General features: G+C 41.5%; 23 protein-coding genes and 2 pseudogenes. 20 read left to right on the forward strand and 5 right to left on the reverse strand.

The window, feature by feature from the left end:
* The first annotated feature begins 3 nt into the window (after positions 1-3).
* The 5 genes from JCM10596_RS01915 (at position 4) to JCM10596_RS23330 (ending at position 5198) form a co-directional block, all read left to right on the forward strand.
* On the forward strand, positions 4-1350 hold the full coding sequence (locus JCM10596_RS01915) for an ABC transporter substrate-binding protein (protein WP_025025686.1): 1347 nt from the start codon (positions 4-6) through the stop codon (positions 1348-1350).
* 245 nt (positions 1351-1595) lie between these two features.
* Complete coding sequence (locus JCM10596_RS01920) at positions 1596-2573, forward strand: ABC transporter substrate-binding protein (RefSeq protein ID WP_025025687.1); 978 nt, start codon at positions 1596-1598, stop codon at positions 2571-2573.
* A gap of 312 nt (positions 2574-2885) precedes the next feature.
* Positions 2886-4211, forward strand: a complete 1326-nt coding sequence (locus JCM10596_RS23325; RefSeq protein WP_267879661.1) for a sugar ABC transporter ATP-binding protein — start codon at positions 2886-2888, stop codon at positions 4209-4211.
* A 4-nt stretch (positions 4212-4215) separates the two neighbouring features.
* Complete coding sequence (locus JCM10596_RS31105; RefSeq protein WP_369345583.1) at positions 4216-4413, forward strand: hypothetical protein; 198 nt, start codon at positions 4216-4218, stop codon at positions 4411-4413.
* A gap of 8 nt (positions 4414-4421) precedes the next feature.
* Entirely contained in the window at positions 4422-5198 is a 777-nt protein-coding gene (locus JCM10596_RS23330; protein WP_369345584.1) for an ABC transporter permease, read from the forward strand.
* Positions 5199-5276: 78 nt separating this feature from the next.
* Here the strand turns inward: JCM10596_RS23330 and JCM10596_RS30705 are convergent, their stop codons facing one another.
* Together JCM10596_RS30705 and JCM10596_RS30710 are read right to left on the reverse strand one after the other, a co-directional pair.
* Complete coding sequence (locus tag JCM10596_RS30705) at positions 5277-6086, reverse strand: MFS transporter (RefSeq protein ID WP_081791859.1); 810 nt, start codon at positions 6084-6086, stop codon at positions 5277-5279.
* Entirely contained in the window at positions 6083-6556 is a 474-nt protein-coding gene (locus tag JCM10596_RS30710) for an MFS transporter (protein ID WP_051541136.1), read from the reverse strand. Before JCM10596_RS30710 ends, JCM10596_RS30705 begins: the two co-directional genes overlap by 4 nt.
* 138 nt (positions 6557-6694) lie before the next feature.
* Here JCM10596_RS30710 and pdxR point away from each other — a divergent pair, with 138 nt between their 5' ends.
* The gene (gene pdxR, locus JCM10596_RS01940; RefSeq protein WP_034680243.1) at positions 6695-8095 is read left to right on the forward strand and encodes a MocR-like pyridoxine biosynthesis transcription factor PdxR; all 1401 of its coding nucleotides are present in this window, start codon (positions 6695-6697) and stop codon (positions 8093-8095) included.
* 27 nt (positions 8096-8122) lie between these two features.
* Complete coding sequence (locus JCM10596_RS23340; RefSeq protein ID WP_034680246.1) at positions 8123-8794, forward strand: CPBP family intramembrane glutamic endopeptidase; 672 nt, start codon at positions 8123-8125, stop codon at positions 8792-8794.
* An 85-nt stretch (positions 8795-8879) separates the two neighbouring features.
* Here the strand turns inward: JCM10596_RS23340 and bioA are convergent, their stop codons facing one another.
* On the reverse strand, positions 8880-10184 hold the full coding sequence (bioA, locus tag JCM10596_RS01950; protein WP_051541140.1) for an adenosylmethionine--8-amino-7-oxononanoate transaminase: 1305 nt from the start codon (positions 10182-10184) through the stop codon (positions 8880-8882).
* Positions 10185-10456: 272 nt separating this feature from the next.
* On the opposite strand from bioA, the gene JCM10596_RS01955 reads away from it, so the two are divergent.
* The 13 genes and pseudogenes from JCM10596_RS01955 to gcvH all read left to right on the forward strand — a co-directional run bounded on the left by JCM10596_RS01955 (position 10457) and on the right by gcvH (position 21794).
* A complete protein-coding gene (locus JCM10596_RS01955) occupies positions 10457-11641 on the forward strand; it encodes an MFS transporter (RefSeq protein ID WP_025025690.1) in 1185 nt (394 codons plus the stop codon).
* Positions 11642-11739: 98 nt separating this feature from the next.
* Positions 11740-12534, forward strand: a complete 795-nt coding sequence (locus tag JCM10596_RS01960) for a DUF2797 domain-containing protein (RefSeq protein ID WP_025025691.1) — start codon at positions 11740-11742, stop codon at positions 12532-12534.
* A 29-nt stretch (positions 12535-12563) separates the two neighbouring features.
* Positions 12564-13559, forward strand: a complete 996-nt coding sequence (locus JCM10596_RS01965; protein WP_025025692.1) for an ABC transporter substrate-binding protein — start codon at positions 12564-12566, stop codon at positions 13557-13559.
* A pseudogene (locus tag JCM10596_RS23345) lies at positions 13507-14579 on the forward strand (FecCD family ABC transporter permease). Before JCM10596_RS01965 ends, JCM10596_RS23345 begins: the two are co-directional and overlap by 53 nt.
* Positions 14580-16055, forward strand: coding sequence for an adenosylcobinamide amidohydrolase (locus JCM10596_RS01975; RefSeq protein WP_025025693.1), 1476 nt, complete (start codon positions 14580-14582; stop codon positions 16053-16055).
* Entirely contained in the window at positions 16055-18124 is a 2070-nt protein-coding gene (gene cobD / locus JCM10596_RS31110; RefSeq protein WP_369345585.1) for a threonine-phosphate decarboxylase CobD, read from the forward strand. The genes JCM10596_RS01975 and cobD overlap by 1 nt, the downstream gene beginning before the upstream one ends.
* Positions 18118-18633, forward strand: a pseudogene (locus tag JCM10596_RS29920) (bifunctional adenosylcobinamide kinase/adenosylcobinamide-phosphate guanylyltransferase); the annotation flags it as partial. The gene cobD and the pseudogene JCM10596_RS29920, both read left to right, overlap by 7 nt.
* A 43-nt stretch (positions 18634-18676) precedes the next feature.
* Positions 18677-19426, forward strand: a complete 750-nt coding sequence (cobS, locus tag JCM10596_RS01995; RefSeq protein WP_234410373.1) for an adenosylcobinamide-GDP ribazoletransferase — start codon at positions 18677-18679, stop codon at positions 19424-19426.
* Entirely contained in the window at positions 19384-20019 is a 636-nt protein-coding gene (locus JCM10596_RS02000; RefSeq protein WP_025025696.1) for a histidine phosphatase family protein, read from the forward strand. Before cobS ends, JCM10596_RS02000 begins: the two co-directional genes overlap by 43 nt.
* Entirely contained in the window at positions 19959-20414 is a 456-nt protein-coding gene (locus JCM10596_RS02005; RefSeq protein WP_025025697.1) for a bifunctional adenosylcobinamide kinase/adenosylcobinamide-phosphate guanylyltransferase, read from the forward strand. The genes JCM10596_RS02000 and JCM10596_RS02005 overlap by 61 nt, the downstream gene beginning before the upstream one ends.
* A gap of 16 nt (positions 20415-20430) precedes the next feature.
* A complete protein-coding gene (locus JCM10596_RS02010; RefSeq protein WP_025025698.1) occupies positions 20431-21009 on the forward strand; it encodes a cob(I)yrinic acid a,c-diamide adenosyltransferase in 579 nt (192 codons plus the stop codon).
* Complete coding sequence (locus JCM10596_RS02015; protein WP_034680247.1) at positions 21009-21371, forward strand: arsenate reductase family protein; 363 nt, start codon at positions 21009-21011, stop codon at positions 21369-21371. Before JCM10596_RS02010 ends, JCM10596_RS02015 begins: the two co-directional genes overlap by 1 nt.
* 39 nt (positions 21372-21410) lie before the next feature.
* A complete protein-coding gene (gcvH, locus tag JCM10596_RS02020; RefSeq protein ID WP_025025700.1) occupies positions 21411-21794 on the forward strand; it encodes a glycine cleavage system protein GcvH in 384 nt (127 codons plus the stop codon).
* Positions 21795-21872: 78 nt separating this feature from the next.
* Here gcvH and JCM10596_RS02025 read toward each other — a convergent pair whose 3' ends face one another.
* Together JCM10596_RS02025 and JCM10596_RS02035 are read right to left on the reverse strand one after the other, a co-directional pair.
* On the reverse strand, positions 21873-22409 hold the full coding sequence (locus JCM10596_RS02025; RefSeq protein WP_025025701.1) for a GNAT family N-acetyltransferase: 537 nt from the start codon (positions 22407-22409) through the stop codon (positions 21873-21875).
* 276 nt (positions 22410-22685) lie between these two features.
* Positions 22686-24224: a gluconokinase gene (locus JCM10596_RS02035; RefSeq protein WP_025025702.1), complete on the reverse strand. Its 1539-nt coding sequence runs from the start codon at positions 24222-24224 to the stop codon at positions 22686-22688.
* Positions 24225-24288: the final 64 nt, after the last annotated feature.

Here is a 24288-nt window from a genome sequence, read left to right on the forward strand (position 1 = left end):
TTGATGAGAAAACAGCAAACTGTAATTATACTATCTTGTTTTCTGATGATTATTACAGGAATTGTCTATTCTATTTCATTCTCTAATGATTTTTTGGATGATAGGACGAGCATGAGTGCAGATGAAAAAATTGAGCTAACCTTTTGGAGAAATTATGGGAATTCAGCGGAAAATAAAGCTTTTGAAATAATAGTATCCGCATTTGAAGAAAATTATCCTAACATTACGATTAATATGCAATCCATACAATATAAGGATTATGAAAAAAGACTACGTACAGAGCTAGCAGCTGGCAATCCTCCAGATATTATGATGATAGATAGTCCTCATTTGGCTTTATATGTCAATGCAGGAGCGTTACTATCGCTAGATTTAGACATGAGAACGGAAGGCAACATTGTCGATATCCCGAAATCAACAATTAAGGGCTTGAGCATAAATGATGAGATCTATCTAGCGCCTCTAGTTGAGTCCAGTGTTGCTTTATTGTATAACAAACATCTATTTCATCAGGCGGGTATTCCCCTCCCATCAAGCAATCCCCATCATCCGTTGACATGGAATGAGGTATTAGAAATTTCTAGAAAGATAAGAAATCCATCTACAGGGATATACGGTATTGATCCGGTGCAAGGATTTGAAGGTGGAGAAGTAGCTGCTTATTTTAATATCCCTCTGCTTTGGCAGTTTGGTGCCGAAATATTAAGTCCTGATGGAACAACAGCTAGTGGTTATTTGGATTCGAAAGAGGCGCTAGAAGCATTACAGTTTTACCAAGACTTATATTTTTCCCCTGCTTCGTCAGTTAAAGTCCCCTCTTTTGAATCTGGTCATCTGGCAATGAAGGTGATTGGCTCTTGGGCATTAGATGATTTTATGAAGAATCATCCACACTTTAAATTAGGAGAGGATTATGAAATCATTCCAATGCCAAGGTCTAAGAACCAAGTGGTTTCCAATGGAGGATGGGCACTAGGAATATCGGCGAAAACGAAGTATCCAAAGGAAGCATGGCAATTTATTCGTTATGTAACTAGTTATGAAGGGAGTAGAACGTATGTAAGCATAACTGGAGATATACCGGCAAGATATTCGGTAGCAAGAGCTTTTCCCGAATTTAATGGGTACCCTAAAAATATATTTCTACAGCAAGCCCAGCTGTATTCCAGAAGTCGTCCAGTTACTCCCGCTTATTCGGTTGTAAGTGATGAGATTAGAGTTTTATTCGAAGAAGTTGGTCAAGAAGGAATGGACCCAGGTACGTCCGTCTCCGCTGCGATAGAAAAAATAAATCAAGCTCTTCAAGAGATAAGCAAATATCATTTTGAACATCCTCTAGATATGAACTAGGGGATTATTTTTGTCAAAAAAATCGACATTAGGTGGTCAAAGCTATCACTCTAGAAAAATATGTATGCGGTTTCAAATCCTTAAAATCTTAAATATTTAAAGCCGAAAATATTGAAATCTTATTTGTTTTTCGCTTGATATAGTAAAAACAACACAATAAGAAGGTGATGCCCATTCATAAAAAAATATCCATTATGTATTTAACTAAATGAGGTGTATTCCAAAAAATCAAGGGGGAATGAGAAGTGAAAAAGAATATAAAACTAATGTTATTAATGGTCTTAGTAGTACTTATGACTTTCCTGACAGCATGTAGTGGCGGTGCAGGCGAATCAACAAGTAAGCCAGTACAAGAGGAATCTAATGGGGAGAAGCAATTAATCATTGCTTTATCAGTTGGTACACTTGCTAACCCATTTTTCGTTGCCATGAGCAAAGGGGTAGAAGAGGCTGGTGCTGAGCTTGGAGCACATGTCATCGTGGAAAGCGCGGAATATGATTTAGCTAAGCAAATGTCCCAAATTGAAAACTTCATTACTAGAAAAGTAGATTTAATTCTTTTGAATGCGGTTGATTCAAAAGGAATTGCAGCAGCAGTTCAGCAAGCAAAAGAAGCAGGCATTCCTGTTATTGCTGTTGATGTAGATGCTGAGGGTGGAGTGGATGCAACGGTTACCTCAGATAACTATCTAGCAGGTAAATTAGCAGGAGAATACATTATTGAAAAGCTTGGTGGAACAGGAAACATTGTCATCATGGACGGACCTCCAGTATCAGCTGTAACAGATCGTATACAGGGCTTTGAGGATGCGATTAAGAACTCTGGTTTAACAGTAGTTGCCAAGCAAAATGGTGAGGGGAGCCGTGAAAAAGGTCTTGAAGTCATGGAGAATATTCTTCAAGCGAACCCAGCAGGAACCATTGATGCCGTATTTGCTATTAATGACCCAGAAGCTATTGGAATTGAAATTGCTCAACAACAAGCTGGACGTGCAGGCGAATTCTTCATTGTTGGTGTTGATGGAGCTCCAGAAGTAATAGAAGCAATGGCTCAGGACGGAAGTTCAATTTATGCTACTTCAGCTCAATCGCCAAGTGAAATGGTAAAAAAAGCAGTTGAGATTGGAGTGAAAGTGTTAAATGGTGAGAAAGTGGAGTCGTTAATTAAAGTACCAGTAGAATTAGTGACACAAGAAACACTAGGATCTTACAAAGGTTGGTAACTTTTAAATCAATCTAAGATTGAAGCAATGTACTCAGACCTCTCATTTTTTTGAGGGTCCTACCATTTTTATAACTTATCTAGATAATAAGGGTGAGGATATATGCCTATTCAGAAAAGGGCAACACGATTAGTAAAACCAGTACTAAATATGAGTGGGATTAGTAAAACATTCTCAAGTGTAAGCGTTTTGAAAAATGTTCAAATAGAGCTTTATCCGGGGGAAGTACATGCCTTAATGGGGAAAATGGTGCGGAAAATCAACGTTTATGAAAATCCTAGCCGGTATTCATAGCCTGATGAGGGTGGCACGATCTACATGAATGGTGAGCCTATAAGCTGGAAAAGCCCCGTAGAGGCACGTGATAAAGGGATAGGTGTTGTTCATCAGGAGTTAAATCTTTCCCCTAATCTTACCATTAGTGAAAACATTTTAATGGGCACCAAATTCCCTAAAAATCGTTTTGGAATGGTGAAGTGGAATGTGGTTCATGAGCAAGGAAGAAAGGTTTTAGAGTCAATGGGGTCGGATCTAAATCCACGTCAACTGGTTTCAACCCTGAGTGTGGCTCAACAACAAATGGTTGAGATTGCACGGGCGTTAGCATTTAAAGCAGAAGTCTTAATCATGGATGAACCGACAGCATCGTTAACGGATAGAGAGATTAATAAACTTTTTGAGATTATTGAAGACTTAAAGCGTCAAGGTGTAGCCATTGTTTACATCTCTCACAGAATGGACGAGATTTTTAGAATTTCTAATCGGTATACCGTTTTACGAGATGGAGAATGGATTGCAAGTGGTCCCATTGAAGAAACCAATCCAGACCATCTGGTAAAACTAATGGTAGGGAGAGATTTAAAAGATTTATTTAACCGAACGAGATTATCAGCTCCTGTAAAAAAATCCGTTTCACCTGTATTAGAAGTGAAGAATGTTTCGGATAACACAATAGTAAAGGATGTTTCGTTTAAGATTTTCCCAGGTGAAATTGTTGGCTTGGCAGGTTTAGTTGGGGCAGGGAGAACAGAATTAGTTCGAGCTCTATTTGGGGTATCAGGAATGACAAAGGGTGAGGTCTATGTTGATGGACAGCCTGTAACCATTAAATCCCCCCGTGATGCGATTACTTACGGCATTGCCCATGTACCTGAAAGTAGGAAGGAACAAGGATTATTTCTATCCATGTCTGTAAAAGAAAATATAGTGATGGCAGAGCTACAGAAGCACTGTACATCTGGGGTGATTAGCTGGAAAAAAGTAAATGAGCGTGCGGACAAATTTATCCATGATTTACATATAAAAATAGCCTCGCCTGAACAACCGATATCCAATTTAAGTGGAGGAAATCAGCAGAAGGCAGTCATTGCCAGATGGCTATCTATTTCCCCTAAAGTATTGTTGTTAGATGAACCGACGCGGGGCGTTGACATTGGAGCGAAAACAGAGATTCACAAAATCATCTCCAAACTGGCAGAACAAGGGCTAGCTGTCATCATGATTTCTTCAGAATTGCCAGAGATTTTAGGGGTAAGTGATAGGATTCTAGTTATGAATGAGGGCAAATTAAATGGGGAACTGGATATTAAAGAAGCAACCCAGGAAAAAATTATGAGCTTAGCAACAGGAGGGAAATAGAGCAATGAAACCAACTCTAGAATCTAATTCACGGTCACGGGGAGTGAATCTAGGTCATCTTGCTTATGTTTTGTGGAATCGATTAGGAATGATATTTATTCTTGTTTTATTATGTGCCGTACTTTCTTTCACTGCACCAAACTTTTTAGATTCAGCCAATTTAATGAACGTCCTAAAGCAAGTTCGATTATTGCTATCCTAGCAGCTGGTATGACCATTGTTATTTTAACTGGTGGAATAGACTTATCTGTTGGCTCGACCGTTGCTTTATCTGGAGTGATCTCTGTTATGATCTCGGCAGCTGGGGTCAATCCTTTTCTTGCAATGGCAGCTGGAGTAGCTGTTGGGTATGCGGTTGGCTTTATTAATGGATTTTTCATAGCAAAGGCAAATCTACCAGCCTTTATCGTTACACTTGGGAGCTTTACCTACGTTCGGGGACTTGCCTATGTTATTAGTGCTGGTTACCCTATTGTTCTCTATTCTGAACACTTCAAATTTATTGGTGCTGGAAACATTTTAGGGGTTCCATTCCCTATTTATATCATGTTATTTGTGTATGCTGTGATGTTTTGGATGTTAAATTATACGATGTTTGGTCGTCATATTTACGCAATTGGTGGAAATGAGGAAGCTGCTCGCTTAACAGGAATTAAGGTGAAAAGTACATTAATTAATGTGTATTCCATTAGTGGACTATTAGCCGGATTAGGTGGAATTGTGTTAGCAGGAAGACTCTATTCAGGTCAACCGACAGCTGGTCAAATGTATGAATTAGATGCGATTGCGGCGGTTATTTTAGGTGGTACGAGCTTCACTGGTGGTGTTGGTAAAATACAAGGAACGATCATAGGAGTGTTAATTATGGGAGTGATTAGCAATGGATTAACTCTTATGGATGTAAACTATTATTGGCAGCTAGTTGTCAAAGGTGGAGTTATCGTTGCTGCGGTATTACTTGATAGATTAAGAGCAAAGGCTGCTTGATTAAAAAATCAACAAGAGTACAGAAATAGGCTAATCCATCTTTCATTCTGATGGATCAGCCTATTTCTGTGTTCTTATCTAAGCTTTCTCAGAGAGAGGAGAAACCACATCTGCTCTCTTGGAGAGAAGGTAAGCATAATAATAAGCACAGGATGAGAGAGTGGCTAGTACAAGATTTGCAAGGGTAAGGACATAATAGCTTTCAAAAAGATCAAAGGTAATTCCTCCAAGAGAAGCCCCCAAAATCGCTCCAAATTGATGAAAAATGAGTAAGAAACTGATGTTGCGAGCCGTGTTTCCAGTAGATGCCTCTCCGGCTACAAGCAATCCCCCAGGAATCGCACCAAGAAAGCTGACACCAAACAAAAAAGCAAATAGAATGGGGTTAATTCCTACGGTAAAGTAAAGGAAGATAAAGGCAATGACTCGGACAGCATAGAGCCAAGATAGAGCTAAGGTCCTAGACATTCGATCAAGTAAAAAACCAAATAAAATGGCTCCAGATACTTCTAGTATTCCCAACACTGTTAATGAGGCGCTTTGCACAGCCCCATGGATATGAGTATGCTGCTGCATGGCAATAAGGTGCATATCGACCGTTCCCATGTTAAAACCACAAGTAAATAGACCTATCATCACGACCACTAGGACGGGATTCCGAAAGCTCGCGAAGGCCATCAGCATTTTTTCTTTGAAGCTTATTGATTCCGCTCCTTCTAAAGGTGAGTGTTCTTTGATAGAGGAGGCAAGAGAAGTGGATTTCTGGTTGTCTTCTGTTTGATCCTTAATAAACAATACGATGACTGGAACCATGAGAAAGATAAAAATGAGAGATAGCCAAAACGCAAATTGCCATGTCATCCCGCTCCAGATAAAAATAGGACTCATGATGCTAAGCCTAATGGTTGAGCACTGCTAATGATGGTCATTGCTTTCGCACGATGCTGTGTAAACCAAGTTAAGACAAGAATATAATTGGTTGTGGAGGCAATCCCAATAAGGCCAAGGATCAAGCCAAATCCAACGAGAAAAGCAATAGAATTTTGAAATAATACAATGATGAGATCTCCGATGATGGTAAATAAAGCACTCACAATCATCAGTTTTTTTGGACCATAACGATCAGTTAGCCAGCCCCCAACAGAGGTGAAGATGAGAACAACAACCATATTTAAGGACCAAGTAAAAGCAATAAAGCTCCGGTTGACCCCTAGTTCATTTGTAATATCGATTTGATAATAGGCCAGAACAAAGCGGGTGGCTGCTCCTATAAAGCCATATAACCATAAAAAACTCATGATAAACCAAGCGTATTTCTTTTCTCCAAACCATGTTTTTGACGGATACTTCAACTTCATTGTCATTTTCCTTTTATATCCTTTCTGCAATCCTTTTTGAAATCATTTTTCTGTTATACTAATTTTATGGAAAATTACAACTATGAAAAGTGTCAATTTACAAGTGTTTTATGGGGTCAGTTAAAGGGAGGTAAATAAATGATTGAATTTACACCTGCTTTAGAGCATGATGCGGAAAAGCCATTATATTTTCAAATCTATGACTATATCAAAGAGCATATTATAACTGGTCAAGTGATGGTAGGGACTCGCTTGCCCTCCATTCGCAGTTTGTCTGATCATTTGAAAGTGAGCCGGAATACGATTGAATCAGCCTATCAGCAGTTGATTTCAGAAGGATATGTAGAGAGTAAACCGAGAAGTGGACTATATGTTGTCGAGGTTGATCAGGATGTACTAGATCCACACTCTCCATCCCCTGTCCTGTCGGTGCGAAAGAAGCAAGCACCTGCACAGAGTAAGATTGATTTTCGATATGGGAATGTAGATCAAAAACATTTTCCTATGAAAATATGGAGAAAATGTGTGCAGCAACGGATGAGTCTTGAGAGTCAGGAGCTTTTTGGTTATGGAGATCCTCAAGGAGAATACGAGCTGCGCCAACAGATTGCCAGTTATCTCTTGTATTCTAGAGGTGTGGTCTGTACTGCAGAGCAGGTCATCATTGGATCAGGGATTCAGCACCTGCTAAGCTTGTTTACTCATCTTGTGGAACATAAGAAGATCGCTGTTGAAAATCCAGGATATGATGTAGTTCCTAAGATATTCAAGGGACATGGCTATCATGTGATACCGATCCCTGTCGATGATCATGGAATTGAAGTAGCACAGATCGAACAAAGCGAAACAAGAATGGTGTATGTGACACCTTCTCATCAATTTCCTCAAGGGGTAGTCATGCCCATTTCGAGGAGGCTGGAGCTATTAAAATGGGCAGAAAAAAGCAAGGGGCTGATTATTGAAGATGATTACGATAGTGAATTTAGGTATGTCGGTAAGCCCATCCCTGCGTTACAAGGCTTAGATAAAAATAATAGAGTTGTCTATTTTGGAAGCTTCTCTAAATCATTTCTCCCTTCGCTTCGAATGGGCTACATGGTAGTACCGGAATCATTCGTACATCGCTATTTGAATCAGTATCTAATTTTTGATAATCCTGTACCTAGTGTTCTTCAGTTGGCTTTAGCACAATTCATGAAAGAAGGGCATTGGATGAGACATATTAGAAGAATGAGGCGCGTCTATCTTAGGAAGCATCACCTTCTCCTCTCTGCAATCACCCAATATTTTGGAGAAAAAGTACAAGTCATAGGGCAAAATGCAGGACTACATATCTTATTAGAGGTATATAATGGCATGGAGGAAACTTCTTTAATAGAAAGTGCTTCAAAAAAAGGAGTGAGGGTGTATCCTATTTCCCGTCATTTTTACGACTTAGTGCCAAGGAAGCATTCTTATGTTCAAATAGGTTTTGGAGGAGTAGAAGAGGACGAAATAGGCGAAGGAATTAGGCGATTATATGATGCTTGGTTTAAATAAGGAAGGACATATCATTAGGAGGACTTTATGGAAGAAAGGTTAACTATCGGATGGAAAGAGCTGTTATTGTTTATTATTTATTATTTATTGTTTCAAGTTGTGATTGGTTTGTTTTTGGGGATTCTTGACGCTTTCTTGGGGATTTCAGTGGAACAACAGTTTTTAGTAGGACATTATACTCTTCTCGTTGACTTTGGCTTCTTTCTTATTCTTTTTTTCTTTTATGGTAAGGTACGTCATTTTGTATTGCAGTCTTTTCAATTTGCACCTATGAAATCGCTTCGTACCTATGGTTATATCATTGGAGGGTTGGTTGTCTTTGCCCTGACGCAGTATCTCCTGCTCTTTTTGACAGGGCTAGAATCGGCAGCACAGCAAGGAGAGGACTTAGGTATAAAGAATTTAAAAACGACACTTGATTACTCGTTATTCTTTATTGGAGCGGCACTCTTGACTCCATTGAAGGAAGAATTCTTATTCCGAGGTCTTTTGCATCGCTTTCTAGATTTGAGATATCACTTTCTAGTAGGTTTAGCTGTATCCTCAGTTTTATTTGGTATTTTGCATTTAGGTTTCCCTATATCGGCTACAATTATGGGAGCTGTCTTTGTCATTTTATATAAAGTGACTCGATCTATTGTTCCTTCGATAGTTCTTCATATGATCTGGAATGCCATTGCGTTTATTAGTATCTTGTAGGTGGAATGAAAAAAAATAGAGCTTTACATGTAAGAAGCTGATTCCTGCTCAAGGCAGAAGTCAGCTTTTTAAAGTGTTTGGGTAATTATGAATTTGTGACCTGCTGAATGGCTTGCTTCATAATGGCAAGCATAGCTTCTAGCTCACTCTCAGTACTTGCCAGAGGGGGCATGAAGACCAGAGTATCTCCCATGGGGCGGGTGAGCATGCCTAATTCTCTCATTTTTAGAGAAGTGTGATACCCCATTCGTTTTGCCCATTCGAAGGGTTCTTTGCTTTCTTTGTTCTGAACCAATTCCAGCCCCACCATGAGTCCGATCTGACGGATGTTCCCAATATGCTCCAACTGCTGAAATTCTTCTAGGAGGGTGCTGACAAATGTACTTTTCTCCTGCACCTGAGGAATCAGTTTTTCTTTTTCATATAGCTCTAAATTGGCTAAGGCAACAGCACAGCCTAGTTGATTGCCTGTATAGGAATGGCCATGGAAAAATGTCTTTAATTCGGTATAGTCAGCATAAAATGCTTGATAGATTTCTTCTGTGGTCACGGTAGCGGCTACTGGCAGATATCCTCCTGTCAGCATTTTTCCCATGGTCATAATGTCAGGGATCACCCCTTCGTGATTGACGGCGAACATTTCACCTGTTCTACCAAATCCAGTAGCGACTTCATCGGTAATGAAGAGGACGTTGTATTGTCGACAGAGTCTTTCTACACCCTTCAAAAATCCTGACGGCATGACAATCATTCCTCCAGCTCCTTGAATCATCGGCTCGACAATCAGGGCAGCAATTTCCTCATGATGCTGCTCTAGAACCTGTTGTAGCTCAGCTAGACATTCTTCTCTGCATGTCTCAGGATCACCACTAGGATGGCGATAGGGGTAGGGATAGGGAACCTTGAAGCTATCAAAGAGAAGAGGCTGATAAACTTTATGAAAGATATCTAAGGCGCCTACACTGACTGCTCCGATTGTGTCCCCATGATACCCATTTTTCATGGTAACAAATTTCTTTTTTGAACGGTTTCCTTTGTTATACCAATACTGAAAAGCCATTTTTAAGGCAATTTCCACTGAGGTGGCGCCACTATCAGAATAGAAGACTCGGGTTAGACCCTCAGGGGTTAAGTGAACTAATTTCTCAGCTAATTCTGTAGCAGGAATGTTAGTCATTCCGAGTAGGGTAGAGTGAGCAATCATTTCAAGCTGTTGACGGATTGCTTGATCAAGCTCGGCTTTGCGATGACCGTGGGGATTGAGCCAGACGGAAGAAAAACCATCATAATATTCCTTTCCCTCTGTATCCTTTACCTTAATCCCTTCTGCACTCTCAATGATTAATGGGTTCTGGTTGTAATCCTTCATTTGTGTAAAGGGAAGCCACATATATTTTTTGCTTTTCTCTAGTAATTCTTCGTGTCGAGTCAAACAAATCACTCCTTTTTTTAGGTAAACGCTAACTAAGTTAAACACTAAATTAAGCGAGTTAATAAAATAAGTTAACCATAAAAATTAAAGGGTTAACACTTCTTTTTTATCTAATCATGTGCAGCCTTTTACTGTCAATGAAAAGAAATCATTTTTGTTTTCTCATGTTTCGAAATGCGATAGAATATGAGAGTGATACATGATGCTGATAGAAGTTGAGGGAACGATACATGGATAAGATGAATAAGCGATTTTGGATTTTAGTAAGTATTGTAGCCATATCAGGCTTCTCTCAAGGAATGCTTTTGCCCTTGATTGCCGTTATTTTAGAAAAAGGCGGTGTTTCGTCTGCTTTAAATGGAATTAATGCGACAGCACTATATATTGGGATTTTGTTAGCTGCCCCTTTTATGGAGCATCCTCTGCGCAAATATGGGTATAAACCAATGATTTTGCTCGGTGGATTGATTGTGGTGATATCCCTTGCTCTATTTCCATTCTGGAAGTCATTTTGGTTCTGGTTTTTCCTGCGTTTCTTAATTGGAGTGGGAGATCATGCTCTTCATTTTGGAACGCAGACTTGGATTACTGCCTTTTCTCCTGAGAACAAACGAGGTAGAAATATATCGTTGTATGGCTTGTTTTTTGGAATTGGATTCGCCGTGGGTCCTCTGATGACTCCATTGGTTTATATTAGTGAGGCACTTCCTTTTATTCTTTCTTCTGTGATGTGCTTATGTGGCTGGCTGTTCATTTTCACATTGAAAAATGAGCGACCAGAAGAGGATGAAATGCGATTGAATACCTTAGCCGACACGCTTGGGCGCTTTGCGAAGGCTTGGAGGTATGGCTGGGTTGCCTTCTTACCACCATTAGGGTATGGTTTCTTAGAGTCTTCTCTAAGTGGGAGCTTTCCTGTTTACGGCTTAAGATTGGGGCTAGAAGTGCGCAATATTTCCATTCTTCTGACCGCTTTTGCCATTGGGGGGATTATCACACAGCTTCCTCTTGGAATGCTCAGTGATCGCTGGGGCAGAAGAAGGGTTCTGATGACGATTCTATTTTTAGGATTTACTAGTTTTACGCTGGCTAGTTTCTTGGAGTCTTCTGTTTTGGGACTAACGATTTGTATCTTAGTTTCAGGAATGCTAGTAGGTTCTATTTTTTCACTTGGAATTAGCTATATGGCAGATCTGATGCCAAGAAACTTACTACCTACAGGGAATATTTTTTGTGGGATCTTTTTCAGTATAGGAAGCTTACTTGGACCTTTTCTTGGAGGGATGTTTATTCAGTTTTTTGAAGGAGTTAGCTTTTTTATGATTATAAGTACGGTTCTGCTGCTTATTTTTATAGCGATGGTGAGCTTTAAGGAGAAGGAAAAAGAAGAGCAAACCATGTCAGTGTCATCCTAGACTGAACGTAGTAGGAAAATAGAGGTAGATCTACGAAAATAGTTTAGTGGTATGATAGAGGGATAAAGTTTTAATAGGTGAGAGGAGAGATTGGAGCTATGCAACTAAGTGGAGTATTACATGGGTTAAAGCACCAATATGAAGAACCATTACGATATTATCTTTGTCTGGGAGACGAAGAGCATGCACTCAATGATTATTTAGGACAACAGATACAGATTTCATTTGAGGGGAATATTTACTGTGTCCATTGTGGAAGACAGATCAAGAAATCCTTTAATACAGGAGCCTGTTTTCCCTGCTTTAAAAAGCTGCCAGAGCATGATTTGTGCATTGTTAAACCTCATCAATGCCATCATGATCAAGGAACCTGTCGAGATGAAGAGTTTGCTCAGACCTATTGCATGATTCCTCATTATGTCTATTTGGCGTTAAGCAGTGATGTCAAAGTAGGGCTGACTCGTAAAAACAATCAATTCAAACGCTGGGGAGATCAGGGGGCGGTTCAAGCCTTTCCGATTGCTGAGTTGCCTACTCGCAAGATGGCAGGAGAGCTGGAGATGGCGATAGCAAATCATATCCCTGATAAAACCAACTGGCGGAAAATGCTTCAAGGGAATATTGCTGAAGTTGATTTGGTACAGGTGCGTGAGGAAATCATTGCTTTAGTACCAGAGGAATTTCAACAGTATATCTTGAAGGAAGAAGAACTGATCCAATATACGTATCCTATCTTAGAACAGTTAGAAAAAATCAAATCCTACAATTTGGACAAGCAACCCCTTTTTACAGATCGCTTGATTGGGATTAAGGGTCAATATCTTATGTTTGAACAAGGGGTCATAAATATGAGAAAATATGCAGGATACCAGCTTTCGATTAAGGTAGAATAGGTGTGTTAGAGAAGAAGGAGTGAAAGAAGATGAATCACAGTAAGTTGTATAGATGGGGACTGCTAGGGCTCTTGATTGTCCTATTCTCCATGGCACTCTTGGGTTGTGGAAATCAACCTCAAGATAGCGTTGATCCCGTTCCAGAGGAGAACATGCAGGAACCTGTAACAGAAGCAGAACAAGGAAAATATCCTTTAACGTTTACGGATGGAAGTGGTCAAGAGGTCACAATACCAGAAGAACCGAAAACAATCATTACAACCGTTCCTAGTAATACAGAAATGATATTCGCCTTAGGAGGCGGAGATCGCTTAATCGGGGTTTCTGATTATTGTAATTTCCCTGCTGAAGTGGATCAAATTGAAAAAATTGGGGCAATGGAGATGAATGTCGAAAAGATTCTTAGTCTACAGCCTGATTTGATTTTCATTACTCCTTATCAGAATGCCAATGCAGGAGAAGCACTTGAACAATTCAAGTCACTTGGAATGTCTGTCGTGGTTATACAGGATGCGACTTCCTTTGAAGATGTGTATGGTTCGATGCGTCTAATCGCCAAGGTGATTGATGCCGAGGACAAAGCGGAGGAAATCATTACAGAAATGAAGGATCGCTTGGCTTGGTTTAAGGATAAAGCAGAGAATATTACAGAAAAGAAAAAGATATGGGTAGAGGTATCTCCTGCACCAGAGATTTATAGCACGGGGAAAGGAACCTTTATGCATGAAATGCTCGAAGTGATTAACGCTGTCAATGCGGTTGGAGATCAAGAGGGGTGGATTAAGTTTACTGAGGAAGAGATTGTTCAGTTAAACCCTGATGTGATCATTACAACGTATGGCTTTTACGTAGATAAGCCTTCTGAAGAAGTGTTAAAACGTGCAGGCTGGGGTGAAGTGCCTGCTGTGAAAAATAAGCAAGTCTTTGATGTGGATAATGATACTGTCACTCGTCCAGGACCGCGATTAATTGATGGGGTGGAGACACTTGCCAAACTTATCTATCCAGAAGTATTTAAGCAATAAAATAGTTTGGGTGTATATCATCAGTGGAGGGTTTGTACTATGTACAGCCCTTCTTGGTCTATTTATAAGCAGTGTACAGGTGCCTGTTCCTACAATTCTCCATATTATTTGGAGCCATGTTTCAGGCATGGCTTTGATGGAGGAGATCCCGAAAAATATTGATAAGATTATTTGGGAGATTCGCGTGCCAAGGATTTTATTAGCAGCTCTTGTAGGGATGTCTCTTGCCTTGGCAGGAGCTACTTTTCAAGGGCTTTTACGCAATCCCTTAGCGGACCCGTATACGATTGGAGTATCCTCAGGTGCTGCACTTGGAGCTGTGGTGGTTTTGTTTTTTCAAATCCAAGTATTGGGGATGTTTACCCTTCCGCTTTTCGCTATTGTTGGTGGATTTTTCTCCCTATTTATTGTTTTTGGCCTGACGAGAGTAGCCAATCGTAGTCATAGTATGGAAACCTTAATTCTAGCTGGAATTATCGTTAGCTCGTTTATCGGTTCTTTTATCACCTTAATTATTGCTCTTAGTGGAGAGGGATTGCGGCAGATTTTGTTTTGGCTGATGGGAAGTGTAGCGATGCGGGGCTGGAGCCATGTTTACTTGCTCCTTCCATTTTGGCTTTTAGGTGCAGGAATCATTCTTTTTCATTATCGTGAACTAAATGCGCTTTCCTTGGGAGACACTTCTGCCAGTACATTGGGGTTCAGGTCAGGAAAAAGAAGAGAATGCTCCTGATAGGTGCGTCCCTCTTAACGGGAGCGGCGGTAGCTGTTTCAGGAACGATTGGCTTTGTCGGCTTGGTTGTTCCACATCTTGTACGTCTTCTTACGGGACCTAATCATAAGCATGTGCTGCCTCTTTCTATGCTGGTTGGAGCTTCTTTCCTAATGGCTTCGGATCTTCTGTCAAGGACGATCATTGCCCCCTCAGAGTTACCTATTGGCGTGATTACTGCCTTACTAGGCGCTCCGTTTTTTGCTATGCTATTAATCAGGGAACGGAACGGAAAGGGGCTGGGTTAAATGCTCAAGGTGGAACATGTACAAGGTGGATATGAAGGAAAACCTATTGTCCGTGAAGTGAGCTTTGAGGTGCAAGCGGGCAGCTTCTTTGTTCTGCTTGGTCCTAATGGGAGCGGGAAATCAACTCTTTTTAAATTGATTACAGGAGTTCTTCCTATGACGAGCGGGCAAGTAGAGATAGGAGGTTGCTCATTATCCTCTTATTCAGCGATAGAGAGGGCAAAGAAAATAGCGGTTCTTCCTCAGGAGGAACGTATTTCATTTGATTTTACAGTGGAAGAAATTGTTCATTTGGGTCGCTATCCCCATCAGAAGGGCTGGTTCAAAACCTTAACTGTCGAGGATCAAGCAGTGGTAGAAGAAGCCCTAGAGGTAACGCAGGTTACACGCTTTCGCCAAACCCCTTTTCGTGCCTTGAGTGGAGGAGAAAAGCAACGGGTTCTATTAGCCAAGGCATTGGCACAGGAGCCTGAATTGTTGTTTCTGGACGAGCCAACAAATCATCTCGATGTGCATCATACCCTTCATATTCTTAATGTAATTAAGGATTGGCAGAAGACAAAGAACATGACGGTTGTGGCAATTCTGCATGATCTTAATATTGCTTCGCTCTATGCAGATCAAATTGGGTTGTTAAAAGAAGGAGAACTAGTAGCGATAGGAGATGTGGAGCTGTTTAAGGACTCTTCCCTTTTGCAGGAGGTCTACCAAGTAGATATTCTCTCGTATGCTCATCCCTCCTTACCGAAGCCACAATTAGTACTCGCATCGGAGGAGCTAATGGCTTCTCAAATGGAAAAGCATTTTTTTGAGAGTTATCAATTGACTCAAACCGAAGAAGTGATACATATCCAATTCGATCAGACATTGCGAACGATTTCCAACGGGGTGATGGGAGAAGGGATTCAATGGGCGAATCATTTCTGTAATTTTCACGTGAATAAGGATTACAACTGCTCTTCTCCTTATGAGGATGTTTTAGAAAGAATGAAAGGATTAGGTATCCCGCATGAGAAAGCCATTGGCATGATGACGGCGGTTCGATTAGAGGATATGGTGCTTCTTGAAGAAAGAGAAGGAGAGTATTCTTTTATCATCATGGTTACTTCGGGAACCGGCAATGCACGGGATATCACGAAGCCGATCCCAGCGGTCATGGTTGAGCCTATAGGAACCATTAATACGATGGTATTTATTGATGGACACTTGTCCGATGGTGCTTTAATTAATGCGTTTATGTCAGCAACCGAAGCGAAAGCAAAAGCCCTTCAAGATATGCAGATTATGGATCCGCGAACAGGAACAGGAGCTACAGGAACGTCGACAGACAGTCTGCTGATTGCCACTTCTCAAAAAGGGGTCTGGACTCCTTATGCGGGTTCGGGAACGAAAATCGGGATGGGGATCGGCAGAATCGTCCATCAGGCTATTACTCAAGCGACAAGGAAGTATTTGCAACGAAAGGGGATACACTGATGCTACTGGAATTGTTAGGGAGTGTCTTTCTCGTGATCATTGGTGCGATCCTCTTAGATTTGTGTATAGGTGATCCTAGGTGGTTGCCCCATCCTGTGATTGGGATAGGAAAAGCCATCTCTTTCTTAGAGAAAAAATGGAATAGAGGAAAGCATAGAAAAGGAAAAGGTTTTGCTCTAACTCTTGTAGTGGTGGGAGGAGCTGCTTTTCTTACTTTATTGGTGAGCTTACTTGCTTTTTGGGTTCATCCTCTTGTAGGTGCCCTAGTTGATATTTATTTGATCTCAACCACCATTGCCATTAAAGGATTGCGAGAGGCGGCGCTTCAGGTCATGATCCCTTTGACTCAAGGGAATCTATCTGAGGCACGAACCCAATTAGGAATGATTGTAGGTAGGGATACAGAAAACCTAGAGGAAAGGGAAATTGTCAGGGGGACGGTTGAAACAGTGGCTGAGAATACGGTAGATGGCATAACAGCTCCTCTCTTTTGGGCGCTCATTGGTGGAGCCCCTCTGGCGATGGCTTATCGGGCGGTTAATACGCTAGATTCAATGGTCGGGTATAAAAATGAACGTTATCTTCAGTTTGGCTATGCCTCCGCCAGATTGGATGATCTCTGTAACCTGATTCCTGCTCGTTTAACTGCCTATTCAATGTGGCTCTCCTCGTGGATAAAGAAAGGGGCTCGCAAAAAACATGCGTTACTCGTGACGTTTAGAGATGCACCTAAGCATCCTTCTCCCAATAGTGGTTGGCCAGAGGCGATGGTGGCTGGACTACTAGGTGTCCAGCTGGGAGGCAGGAATGAGTATCAGGGGGTTCCCTCCGAACGAGCCAAAATGGGAGAAAAGTTAGAGGATTTGACACCTGCTCATATTGGTTCTACTCTTTATTACATGCATGGGGGCTGGATGGTTTTTCTGGTGTTGATGTTTCTTTTTTATTTCATTTTCAGGCTAGTAATAGGGGATGGTAGCATGAAATGGCCCAGTCATGGAGGACAGCCTCAGTTAATTAAACAACTGTTTAATCGCTCTGTAGAAGAGAAGCTTCTCGATTTTAGTGCGAATCTCAATCCTTTAGGTCCGCCTAAGTGGCTGGAGGAAGAAATAGTGGCTATTCTAGAATCCTCGCGTTTTTACCCTGACCCTACTTATGTGAAGCCAAGACAAGCTATTGCACGCTATGAAGGAATAGACATGTCACAAGTGCTGCTAACGAATGGGGGAGCAGAGGCTATATTTTTGGTAGCCAAATTCTTTGAGGGAAAGAAAGCGTTGATTCTCTATCCTACTTTTTCAGAGTATGAACAAGCTTGTGAGCACTATCATATTCAGGTGGAGAAACGGGTAATAGATTCGATCGCTCAGGATGCTCTTCCACTTGATGATATGATAGAGAGCTTCAATCGAATCGATCTCATGTTTTTATGTCGTCCTAATAATCCAACAGGGACTTTGATTCCAGAGCAAGATGTCCTCTATCTCTTAGAACAAGCAAGGAAAAAAGAGGTTTTCATCATTGTCGATGAGGCATTTGCTGATTTCTTGCCAGCCCATATCCACAGCCTAACATCTTATCTTGACCGCTATGATAATCTGATCCTATTGCGTTCATTGACTAAAATGTATACACTGCCAGGATTAAGAATTGGTTATTTGATGGCTCACTCTTCCTATGTCAGTGAAATAGGGAAAAACCAAATTCCTTGGAGTGTCAATTCTCTAGCGGCGGGCTTGGTTCCCAGATTGCTAGAGGATGAAGGCTTCCTTGCGAGAACAAAGGACTGGCTATATACGGAATGGACAGCCCTTAAACAAGAGCTAGATCGTTTGCAATTTAGCTATTCCCCAACCTCTGTCAATTTTTATTTGCTTCAGGATGCTCAAGCTGTAGATCAAACGGAAGAGCTGTACCATCACTTGCTAGATTGCGGAATTTTAGCTCGTCATACGCATAATTTCTTGGGCTTAGAGGGGAAATATCTGCGCTTAGCGATTCGTTCTGCGAGCGAAAATGGGCAGGTCATTGAGGCGTTAGAAAAGTGGAGGAAGCGAAAATGTTGACCTTTATTTCAGGAGGAGCAAGGTCAGGAAAAAGCACATATGCAGAACGAGTCGCTCTTGAATGCTACACCGAGCAGGTGCAAGGGAATCCCAGTATTAAGCTCTATTATCTTGCCACAGCTCAAGCCTTTGACCGTGAGATGAAGGAGCGCATTGCTCTTCATGCTGTAAGCAGGGTGGAGAAATGGATCACGCTTGAGGAGCCCTATGAGATAGGCAGGGTACTCAGCGAAGGAAATAATGGAGATGTTTTTCTGGTGGATTGTCTTACTCTCTGGGTGAGTAATATGATGTTTAGTCAACAAAAATCAGGGAATGAGCTTCTAAAGTTAGTCAAGGACTGGGTTCAGTTGGTCAAGACTCAAGAACTGCATGTGGTGATCGTTTCCAATGATTTGAACGAAGATGTACCTTCGCGATATTCCGAAGTCGAGCAATATCGTAAGTGCTTGGGAGTATTACATCAGCTTCTTGTAGCCAATGCAGATCAAGCGATTCAAGTCGTAGCAGGGATTCCAATGGTATGGAAGGGGGAGAGGGAAGATGAAGAATATGATCAGGGGATTTATCTTATCTATTCAGTTTCTAACAAGTATTCCTTTTCCCTTCGCTGTTCCATGGAATCAGCAAACGATGCGTTGGGCATTAGGGCATTTTTCAACAGTGGGTCTTGTGATTGGCGCAATTCTCACAGCCCTCTACCTTCTATTACCTGGCTTGATCCCTACATGGTTACTAGGCTTGGCTCTCCTTAGTGGATGGCTGATGCTCACAGGGGGCTTACATGTAGATGGCTTGATGGATATTGCTGATGCTATTGGCTCTAATGCACCGTTGGAGAAGAAATGGGAGATTATGAAGGACCCTCATGTAGGAAGCTTTGGCATGATCGCGCTATTTCTAGTATTAGGCTGGAAGCTAGGGCTGTTGGTGGCTCTTATTGAAATCACTCATGTTCTACCTATTCTATTGCTTTTCATTCCCGTGCTGGCTCGCTTCGGGACGCTTCTTCTTTTATACTGGATGCCCCTAGCCAAGCAACAGGGGCTGGCTTGGGAATGGAAGAAGGGACTCTCCATTCATGGCATGATCTTATCTTTGGTTCCACTTGTGGTACTCGTCCTTATATCGCCAAGTATTTTTGCCCTCCTTTTCCTTAGCTATGGTATTTATTTGCTGGGATATGCTCTATGGATCATGTACCATCTAAAAGGATTGAATGGGGATGTATTAGGAGCCTCAATTGAAGGAGGAGAGCTATGGTTGCTTCTTGTCAGCTATATTTGGTTCGCCATGGTTTAACACTGTGGAATAAAGAAAAAAGATACCTTGGACATACGGATCTTACTCTGTTAGAAGAAGGGAAGGAGACATTAAGTCTGCTGAAGGTGGCTCTAGCAGAGATAAAGTGGAGCCGAATGTATTGTAGCGATCTGCGGCGGTGCATAGAAACGGCGGAGTATCTATTCCCGGCTCAGTTGAATAAGATGATACGAACCCCTCTATTAAGAGAGCTTCATTTTGGACTGTGGGAAGGAAAGACCTATGAGGAGCTAAAAGAAGATCAGACTTATCGACTTTGGCTTGATGATCAGACTCGTTTTTCTCCTCCACAAGGGGAATCTTCTGAGCAATTCGAAAAACGGGTAAAACTATTTTTAGACCAACTCTTTCAGGAGATGGAGAATGGTGAAAACATGTTGCTTTGCACTCATGGTGGGGTCATTCGGCACATTCTCACTTTTTTACAGCCCTCTTCCTCTTTTTGGGACTGGAATGTACTACATGGTACAGCGTACAGAGTAGAGCTGGTACGAAAGGGGGGAAGCTGGACATGTGGCTCGTTGTCGGTGGTGCCTATGCAGGAAAACGAAGAGTTGTTCAAGAAAGAATAAAGAACCCCTATTGGGTTTCGGCTTATCAGGGGGACGATTGGAAGGAATGGCAGAACTCTTGGCATGAAAAGAAGATCATGAATCCAAGTATTGTGTTTGAAGGCTGGGAGCAATGGATTTGGCAGGAGCTGGATAGACACTCTGCTGAAGGCAGTACGAAGGTAGATTCTATTCGTGCTAGGATGAAGCATTTTTTCGATCATCTCCTGCATATAGAAGAAACAGAGCAGAAGCAGGTCACTCTCATTATGCTTGAAATGGGCAGAGGGATTGTCCCGCTTCAAAAGGAAGAACGAGTGTGGCGTGATCTTGCCGGGTGGGTTTTGCAGGATGCAGCAGAGAAAGCAACTGAAGTCGTGTATGTATGGAATGGATTAGGTCAAAAAATGAAGTGAAAAGGGGCGGCGAATCATGAAGATTTATACGAAAACAGGAGATGCTGGTGAAACAAGTATTATAGGCGGACGTGTCGGAAAAGATGATGAACAGGTAGAAGCCTATGGAACAGTAGATGAAGCCAACAGTTGTATTGGTGTGGCTGTTTCCTTCCTACCTCCCGCTGCTACAGAATTGAGGGATGAATTAGAAAAGATTCAGCATGAACTCTTTGATTGTGGTGGAGATCTGAGCATGAAGGCAGGAGCTGAGGAAAAATATCCATATAAAGTAGAGGAATCTATGGTTCAATATCTTGAGCAACGTATAGACCACTACATGACAGAAGCTCCTGAGTTAGAACGCTTTATCCTACCAGGAGGAACTCAAGCGGCTGCTTTCCTTCATGTAGCGCGAACCGTGGTTAGACGAGCGGAGCGAAATGTGGTGCGCTTAGCGCGTAGACAAGCGATTAACCCTTTTGTCCGTCAATATTTGAATCGGTTATCTGACTACTTATTTGCTGTGGCTCGAGTCGTGAATGTTCGTGCAGGACAGAAGGATGTTGAATATGTTAGAAGTGCTAAAGTATTCAAGACGAAGGAGGAAAAATAATGTCCAATATGACAGCGTATCTCTATCCAAAATGCGGGACTTGTCGCAAAGCCAAGTCTTGGCTTGTGGGACAAGAGCATCAATTAGAGGAAATCAACATTGCTGAACAGCCCCCATCAAAAGAGGAATTAGAAAGACTATGGAAATTATCTGGTGTTGAGTTGAAAAAGATATTTAACACCAGTGGGAATAAATATAAAGAGTTAGGATTAAAGGACAAATTAGCAACCATGTCAGAAGAAGAGCAGCTTGCTTTGCTTGCTTCAGATGGTATGTTAATAAAAAGACCGATTGTAACAAATGGAACAAAAGTAACAATTGGGTTTAAAGAGGATTCATTTGCAGAGGTATGGGGAAAATAGTATGATGTTGCTGTAGACATTTAATTTGGAGGGATATTGATGAATTTACCAAAGGAATTAAAATACAGTGAAGAGCATGAATGGGTAAGAGTAGATGGAAATAAAGTATACATAGGTATTACAGACTTTGCTCAATCTGAGCTGGGTGATATTGTTTTCGTTGAACTGCCAGAAGCAGGGGACGATGTGGAACAAGATCAAAGCTTTGGAAGTGTAGAATCAGTGAAAACGGTTTCTGAGCTGTATTCACCTGTAAGTGGTAAAGTTCTTGAAGTAAATAGTGAATTAGAGGATTCACCAGAACTAGTGAATTCTTCTCCTTATGATAAGGCATGGATGCTTGTGGTAGAAATGTCTGATACATCTGAGTTAGACAAGCTAATGTCTGCTGAACAATATGAAGAAATGATTAAAAACGATTAAGAAGAATAAGCAAAGCTGAAGATCGTATGTCAATAAGATTAAATACTAAAAGTGTAGAGGAGAGATCTCTACACTTTTTTACTGTTTCAAATGAAGGACCTTATCTGGATCAGCCAGAAGTCTCCCATAATACTTCTTAGAGCGGAAATTGTGAATTTCCTGACAAGCTTTCACCATTTTATTCATAATCACTTCTTCTGATTCAGGGGCAGGAGCCCAATAGAGAACATTCATAGAGTAGGGCTTGCCATGCTCATCTTCTCGGATGTATTCAATTCGAGTGGCTTTGTGAAAGCCGTTTTTATAATAAAAAGCGAGTCTTTTCTCCGTATCTGCATCCTCAGGATCGATGGGTTCTGCTTCAAGGAGAATCATCTTTTTTTTCTGTTTAAACTGATTCAGTACTTTACTTCCAATTCCTTTTCCCCTAGCTCGGTCAGCAACAAGAAAATAATCGATAAAAATAAAGCGCGGAAATTCAGCATAAAGGACAAGATAATCCTCTGTTTCTTCTTTATGGTAGATATCTTTATCATCAAGCAGTGCTTTCAGTTGACTGGGGTCTTTCATCTCGTGTTCAGGAAAATATTCATGTAGTCTTTCATACCAATCCACTATTCATTCCTCCTGCACGTTGATATCTGTAGATAAGAAGTAAGAAGCTCTGGGGAAAATCTATTTTGCTTTTCTTAACTTTTCTTTAAGCTTGGTGGCTGCAAAATGAAGGGATACAGTTGTTAATATGGCAATCGATTTAAGCATATGATTCTTACCTCCTCGGCAATTAAAAGCCGAATGTTTCGTTGTTGAAAAAGAGTTGCACTAAGTAAACTTAGTTTATTCTATTCGACTTCTTGCCAAGAAGTTTCGAAATGCTTGCATGATCATCGCCTATTTTTGAGATGACTGTGAAAACTGGGCTAACTGGTCAAATGTTGGCTTCAACGCATGATAAAGCGATTGATATATCTGATAGCTTTGCCTATATTGCTCTCGATATTCGCTTCTAGGAATGACCTTTTTTTTCATGGGAATAGAGGAACCTATCGCCTCTAAAGACGGAACAATATTCAAGGCATAAAGAGAGAGCCAAGCAGCTCCCCAAGCAGAACTTTGGTGCGATTCAGGAACCTCGATCGGCTGTTGAAACATATCGGCGACAATTTGAAGCCAGGTGGAGGAACGGGCAAACCCCCCGCTAGCGAAGATTCTTCTCGCAGATCCCACATTTTTTTCTAGCGCTTCACCAATATGATATAGACTAAAGATGACTCCTTCTAATCCTGCTCGAATCAAATCTTTTTTCTGATGAGAGGCGCTTAACCCTATGTAGCATCCTCGGGCATTTGCATCCCAAAAAGGGGCGCGCTCTCCATTCAAATAAGGGAGAAAGAGGAGTCCATTCGCTCCTGGATTTGCTTGTTCAGCAAGGGCAGTAAGGAGCTCATAAGGATTAAGATTTTGCTTGTGAGCCTGTTCGACCTCCAGTTCCCCTAATATGTTCTTGATCCATTGAAGGACATTCGCTCCATTATTAGTGGGTCCTCCAGTTATCCATAATTGAGGGGTGAAGGCATAACAAAACGTTTCTTGATTCGGACTCAGCTGTGCGCGATCGGTCATTTGTCTTATGGCTCCACTTGTTCCAATGGTGATTGCTACATCTCCCGCTGCTATAGCCCCAATTCCTAAATTAGCAAGAGGACCGTCACTTCCTCCAAGGACAAAGGGAAGATCACTCGGAATCCCAATTCTATATGCAATGTCTGGTCGAAGTCCTTGAAGGAGATAGGTAGAGGGAACAGGTCTAGATAACTGTTCTTCTGTAATTCCGCAGAGCTGCAAAGCTTCTTGATCCCACTCGAATGTATGAATATTGAACAAACCTGTTGCCGACGCCATGGAATAATCAATGACGTCGGTTCCAAACCAGCGGTATAGGATAAATTCTTTTATTGAAACAAAACGTTTAGCTTGTCGATAAGGGGTGTAAGGATTTTCTTTCATCCATAGCAGCTTTGCTAAGGGAGACATAGGGTGAAGAGGAGTGCCCGTTCGAAGATAGATAGAAGAATGAGTGTCTTGGACTCTCTTTGCTTGCTCATGACTTCTGCCATCAGCCCATATGATCGAAGGGGAGAGTGGAGCACCTTCCTCATTCACACAAATAAGAGAATGCATCGCCGAGGAGATACCTACACTGCAAAGTGCTTCTGGTCGTACCTGCCCCATTTCCATTACTTGTTTTAGCACCTCAAGACAGCCCGCCTCCACGCTTAGTGGATCTTGCTCAGCCCATAAAGGCTGAGGTCGTGAGATATCATAGGGCTTTTCTGCTTCTGCAACGACCTTTCCTCCAAGGGTGAAGAGAACCGCTTTGGCACTTGTGGTTCCGATATCTAATCCGATCACATATTGCTTGTAACTCATCATCATCCACATCCTTTGTCTTATAGGCGTTAGCTTGAGTGAAAGGTATTAAAAGTGAGGGGTA

Source organism: Caldalkalibacillus mannanilyticus JCM 10596 (assembly GCF_000615945.1).
In the GTDB taxonomy this organism is placed as follows: domain Bacteria; phylum Bacillota; class Bacilli; order Caldalkalibacillales; family JCM-10596; genus Bacillus_AT; species Bacillus_AT mannanilyticus.

Bases quoted from the DNA above. Each gene is read 5' to 3' on its own strand.
- JCM10596_RS01915 (WP_025025686.1), top strand. From the start codon at position 4: ATGAGAAAACAGCAAACTGTAATTATACTATCTTGTTTTCTGATGATT.
- JCM10596_RS31105 (WP_369345583.1), top strand. From the start codon at position 4,216: ATGAAACCAACTCTAGAATCTAATTCACGGTCACGGGGAGTGAATCTA.
- JCM10596_RS23330 (WP_369345584.1), top strand. From the start codon at position 4,422: ATGACCATTGTTATTTTAACTGGTGGAATAGACTTATCTGTTGGCTCG.
- JCM10596_RS30705 (WP_081791859.1), bottom strand. From the start codon at position 6,086: ATGAGTCCTATTTTTATCTGGAGCGGGATGACATGGCAATTTGCGTTT.
- JCM10596_RS30710 (WP_051541136.1), bottom strand. From the start codon at position 6,556: ATGAAGTTGAAGTATCCGTCAAAAACATGGTTTGGAGAAAAGAAATAC.
- pdxR (WP_034680243.1), top strand. From the start codon at position 6,695: ATGATTGAATTTACACCTGCTTTAGAGCATGATGCGGAAAAGCCATTA.
- JCM10596_RS23340 (WP_034680246.1), top strand. From the start codon at position 8,123: ATGGAAGAAAGGTTAACTATCGGATGGAAAGAGCTGTTATTGTTTATT.
- bioA (WP_051541140.1), bottom strand. From the start codon at position 10,184: ATGTGGCTTCCCTTTACACAAATGAAGGATTACAACCAGAACCCATTA.
- JCM10596_RS01955 (WP_025025690.1), top strand. From the start codon at position 10,457: ATGGATAAGATGAATAAGCGATTTTGGATTTTAGTAAGTATTGTAGCC.
- JCM10596_RS01960 (WP_025025691.1), top strand. From the start codon at position 11,740: ATGCAACTAAGTGGAGTATTACATGGGTTAAAGCACCAATATGAAGAA.
- JCM10596_RS01965 (WP_025025692.1), top strand. From the start codon at position 12,564: ATGAATCACAGTAAGTTGTATAGATGGGGACTGCTAGGGCTCTTGATT.
- JCM10596_RS01975 (WP_025025693.1), top strand. From the start codon at position 14,580: ATGCTCAAGGTGGAACATGTACAAGGTGGATATGAAGGAAAACCTATT.
- cobD (WP_369345585.1), top strand. From the start codon at position 16,055: ATGCTACTGGAATTGTTAGGGAGTGTCTTTCTCGTGATCATTGGTGCG.
- cobS (WP_234410373.1), top strand. From the start codon at position 18,677: ATGATCAGGGGATTTATCTTATCTATTCAGTTTCTAACAAGTATTCCT.
- JCM10596_RS02000 (WP_025025696.1), top strand. From the start codon at position 19,384: ATGGTTGCTTCTTGTCAGCTATATTTGGTTCGCCATGGTTTAACACTG.
- JCM10596_RS02005 (WP_025025697.1), top strand. From the start codon at position 19,959: ATGTGGCTCGTTGTCGGTGGTGCCTATGCAGGAAAACGAAGAGTTGTT.
- JCM10596_RS02010 (WP_025025698.1), top strand. From the start codon at position 20,431: ATGAAGATTTATACGAAAACAGGAGATGCTGGTGAAACAAGTATTATA.
- JCM10596_RS02015 (WP_034680247.1), top strand. From the start codon at position 21,009: ATGTCCAATATGACAGCGTATCTCTATCCAAAATGCGGGACTTGTCGC.
- gcvH (WP_025025700.1), top strand. From the start codon at position 21,411: ATGAATTTACCAAAGGAATTAAAATACAGTGAAGAGCATGAATGGGTA.
- JCM10596_RS02035 (WP_025025702.1), bottom strand. From the start codon at position 24,224: ATGAGTTACAAGCAATATGTGATCGGATTAGATATCGGAACCACAAGT.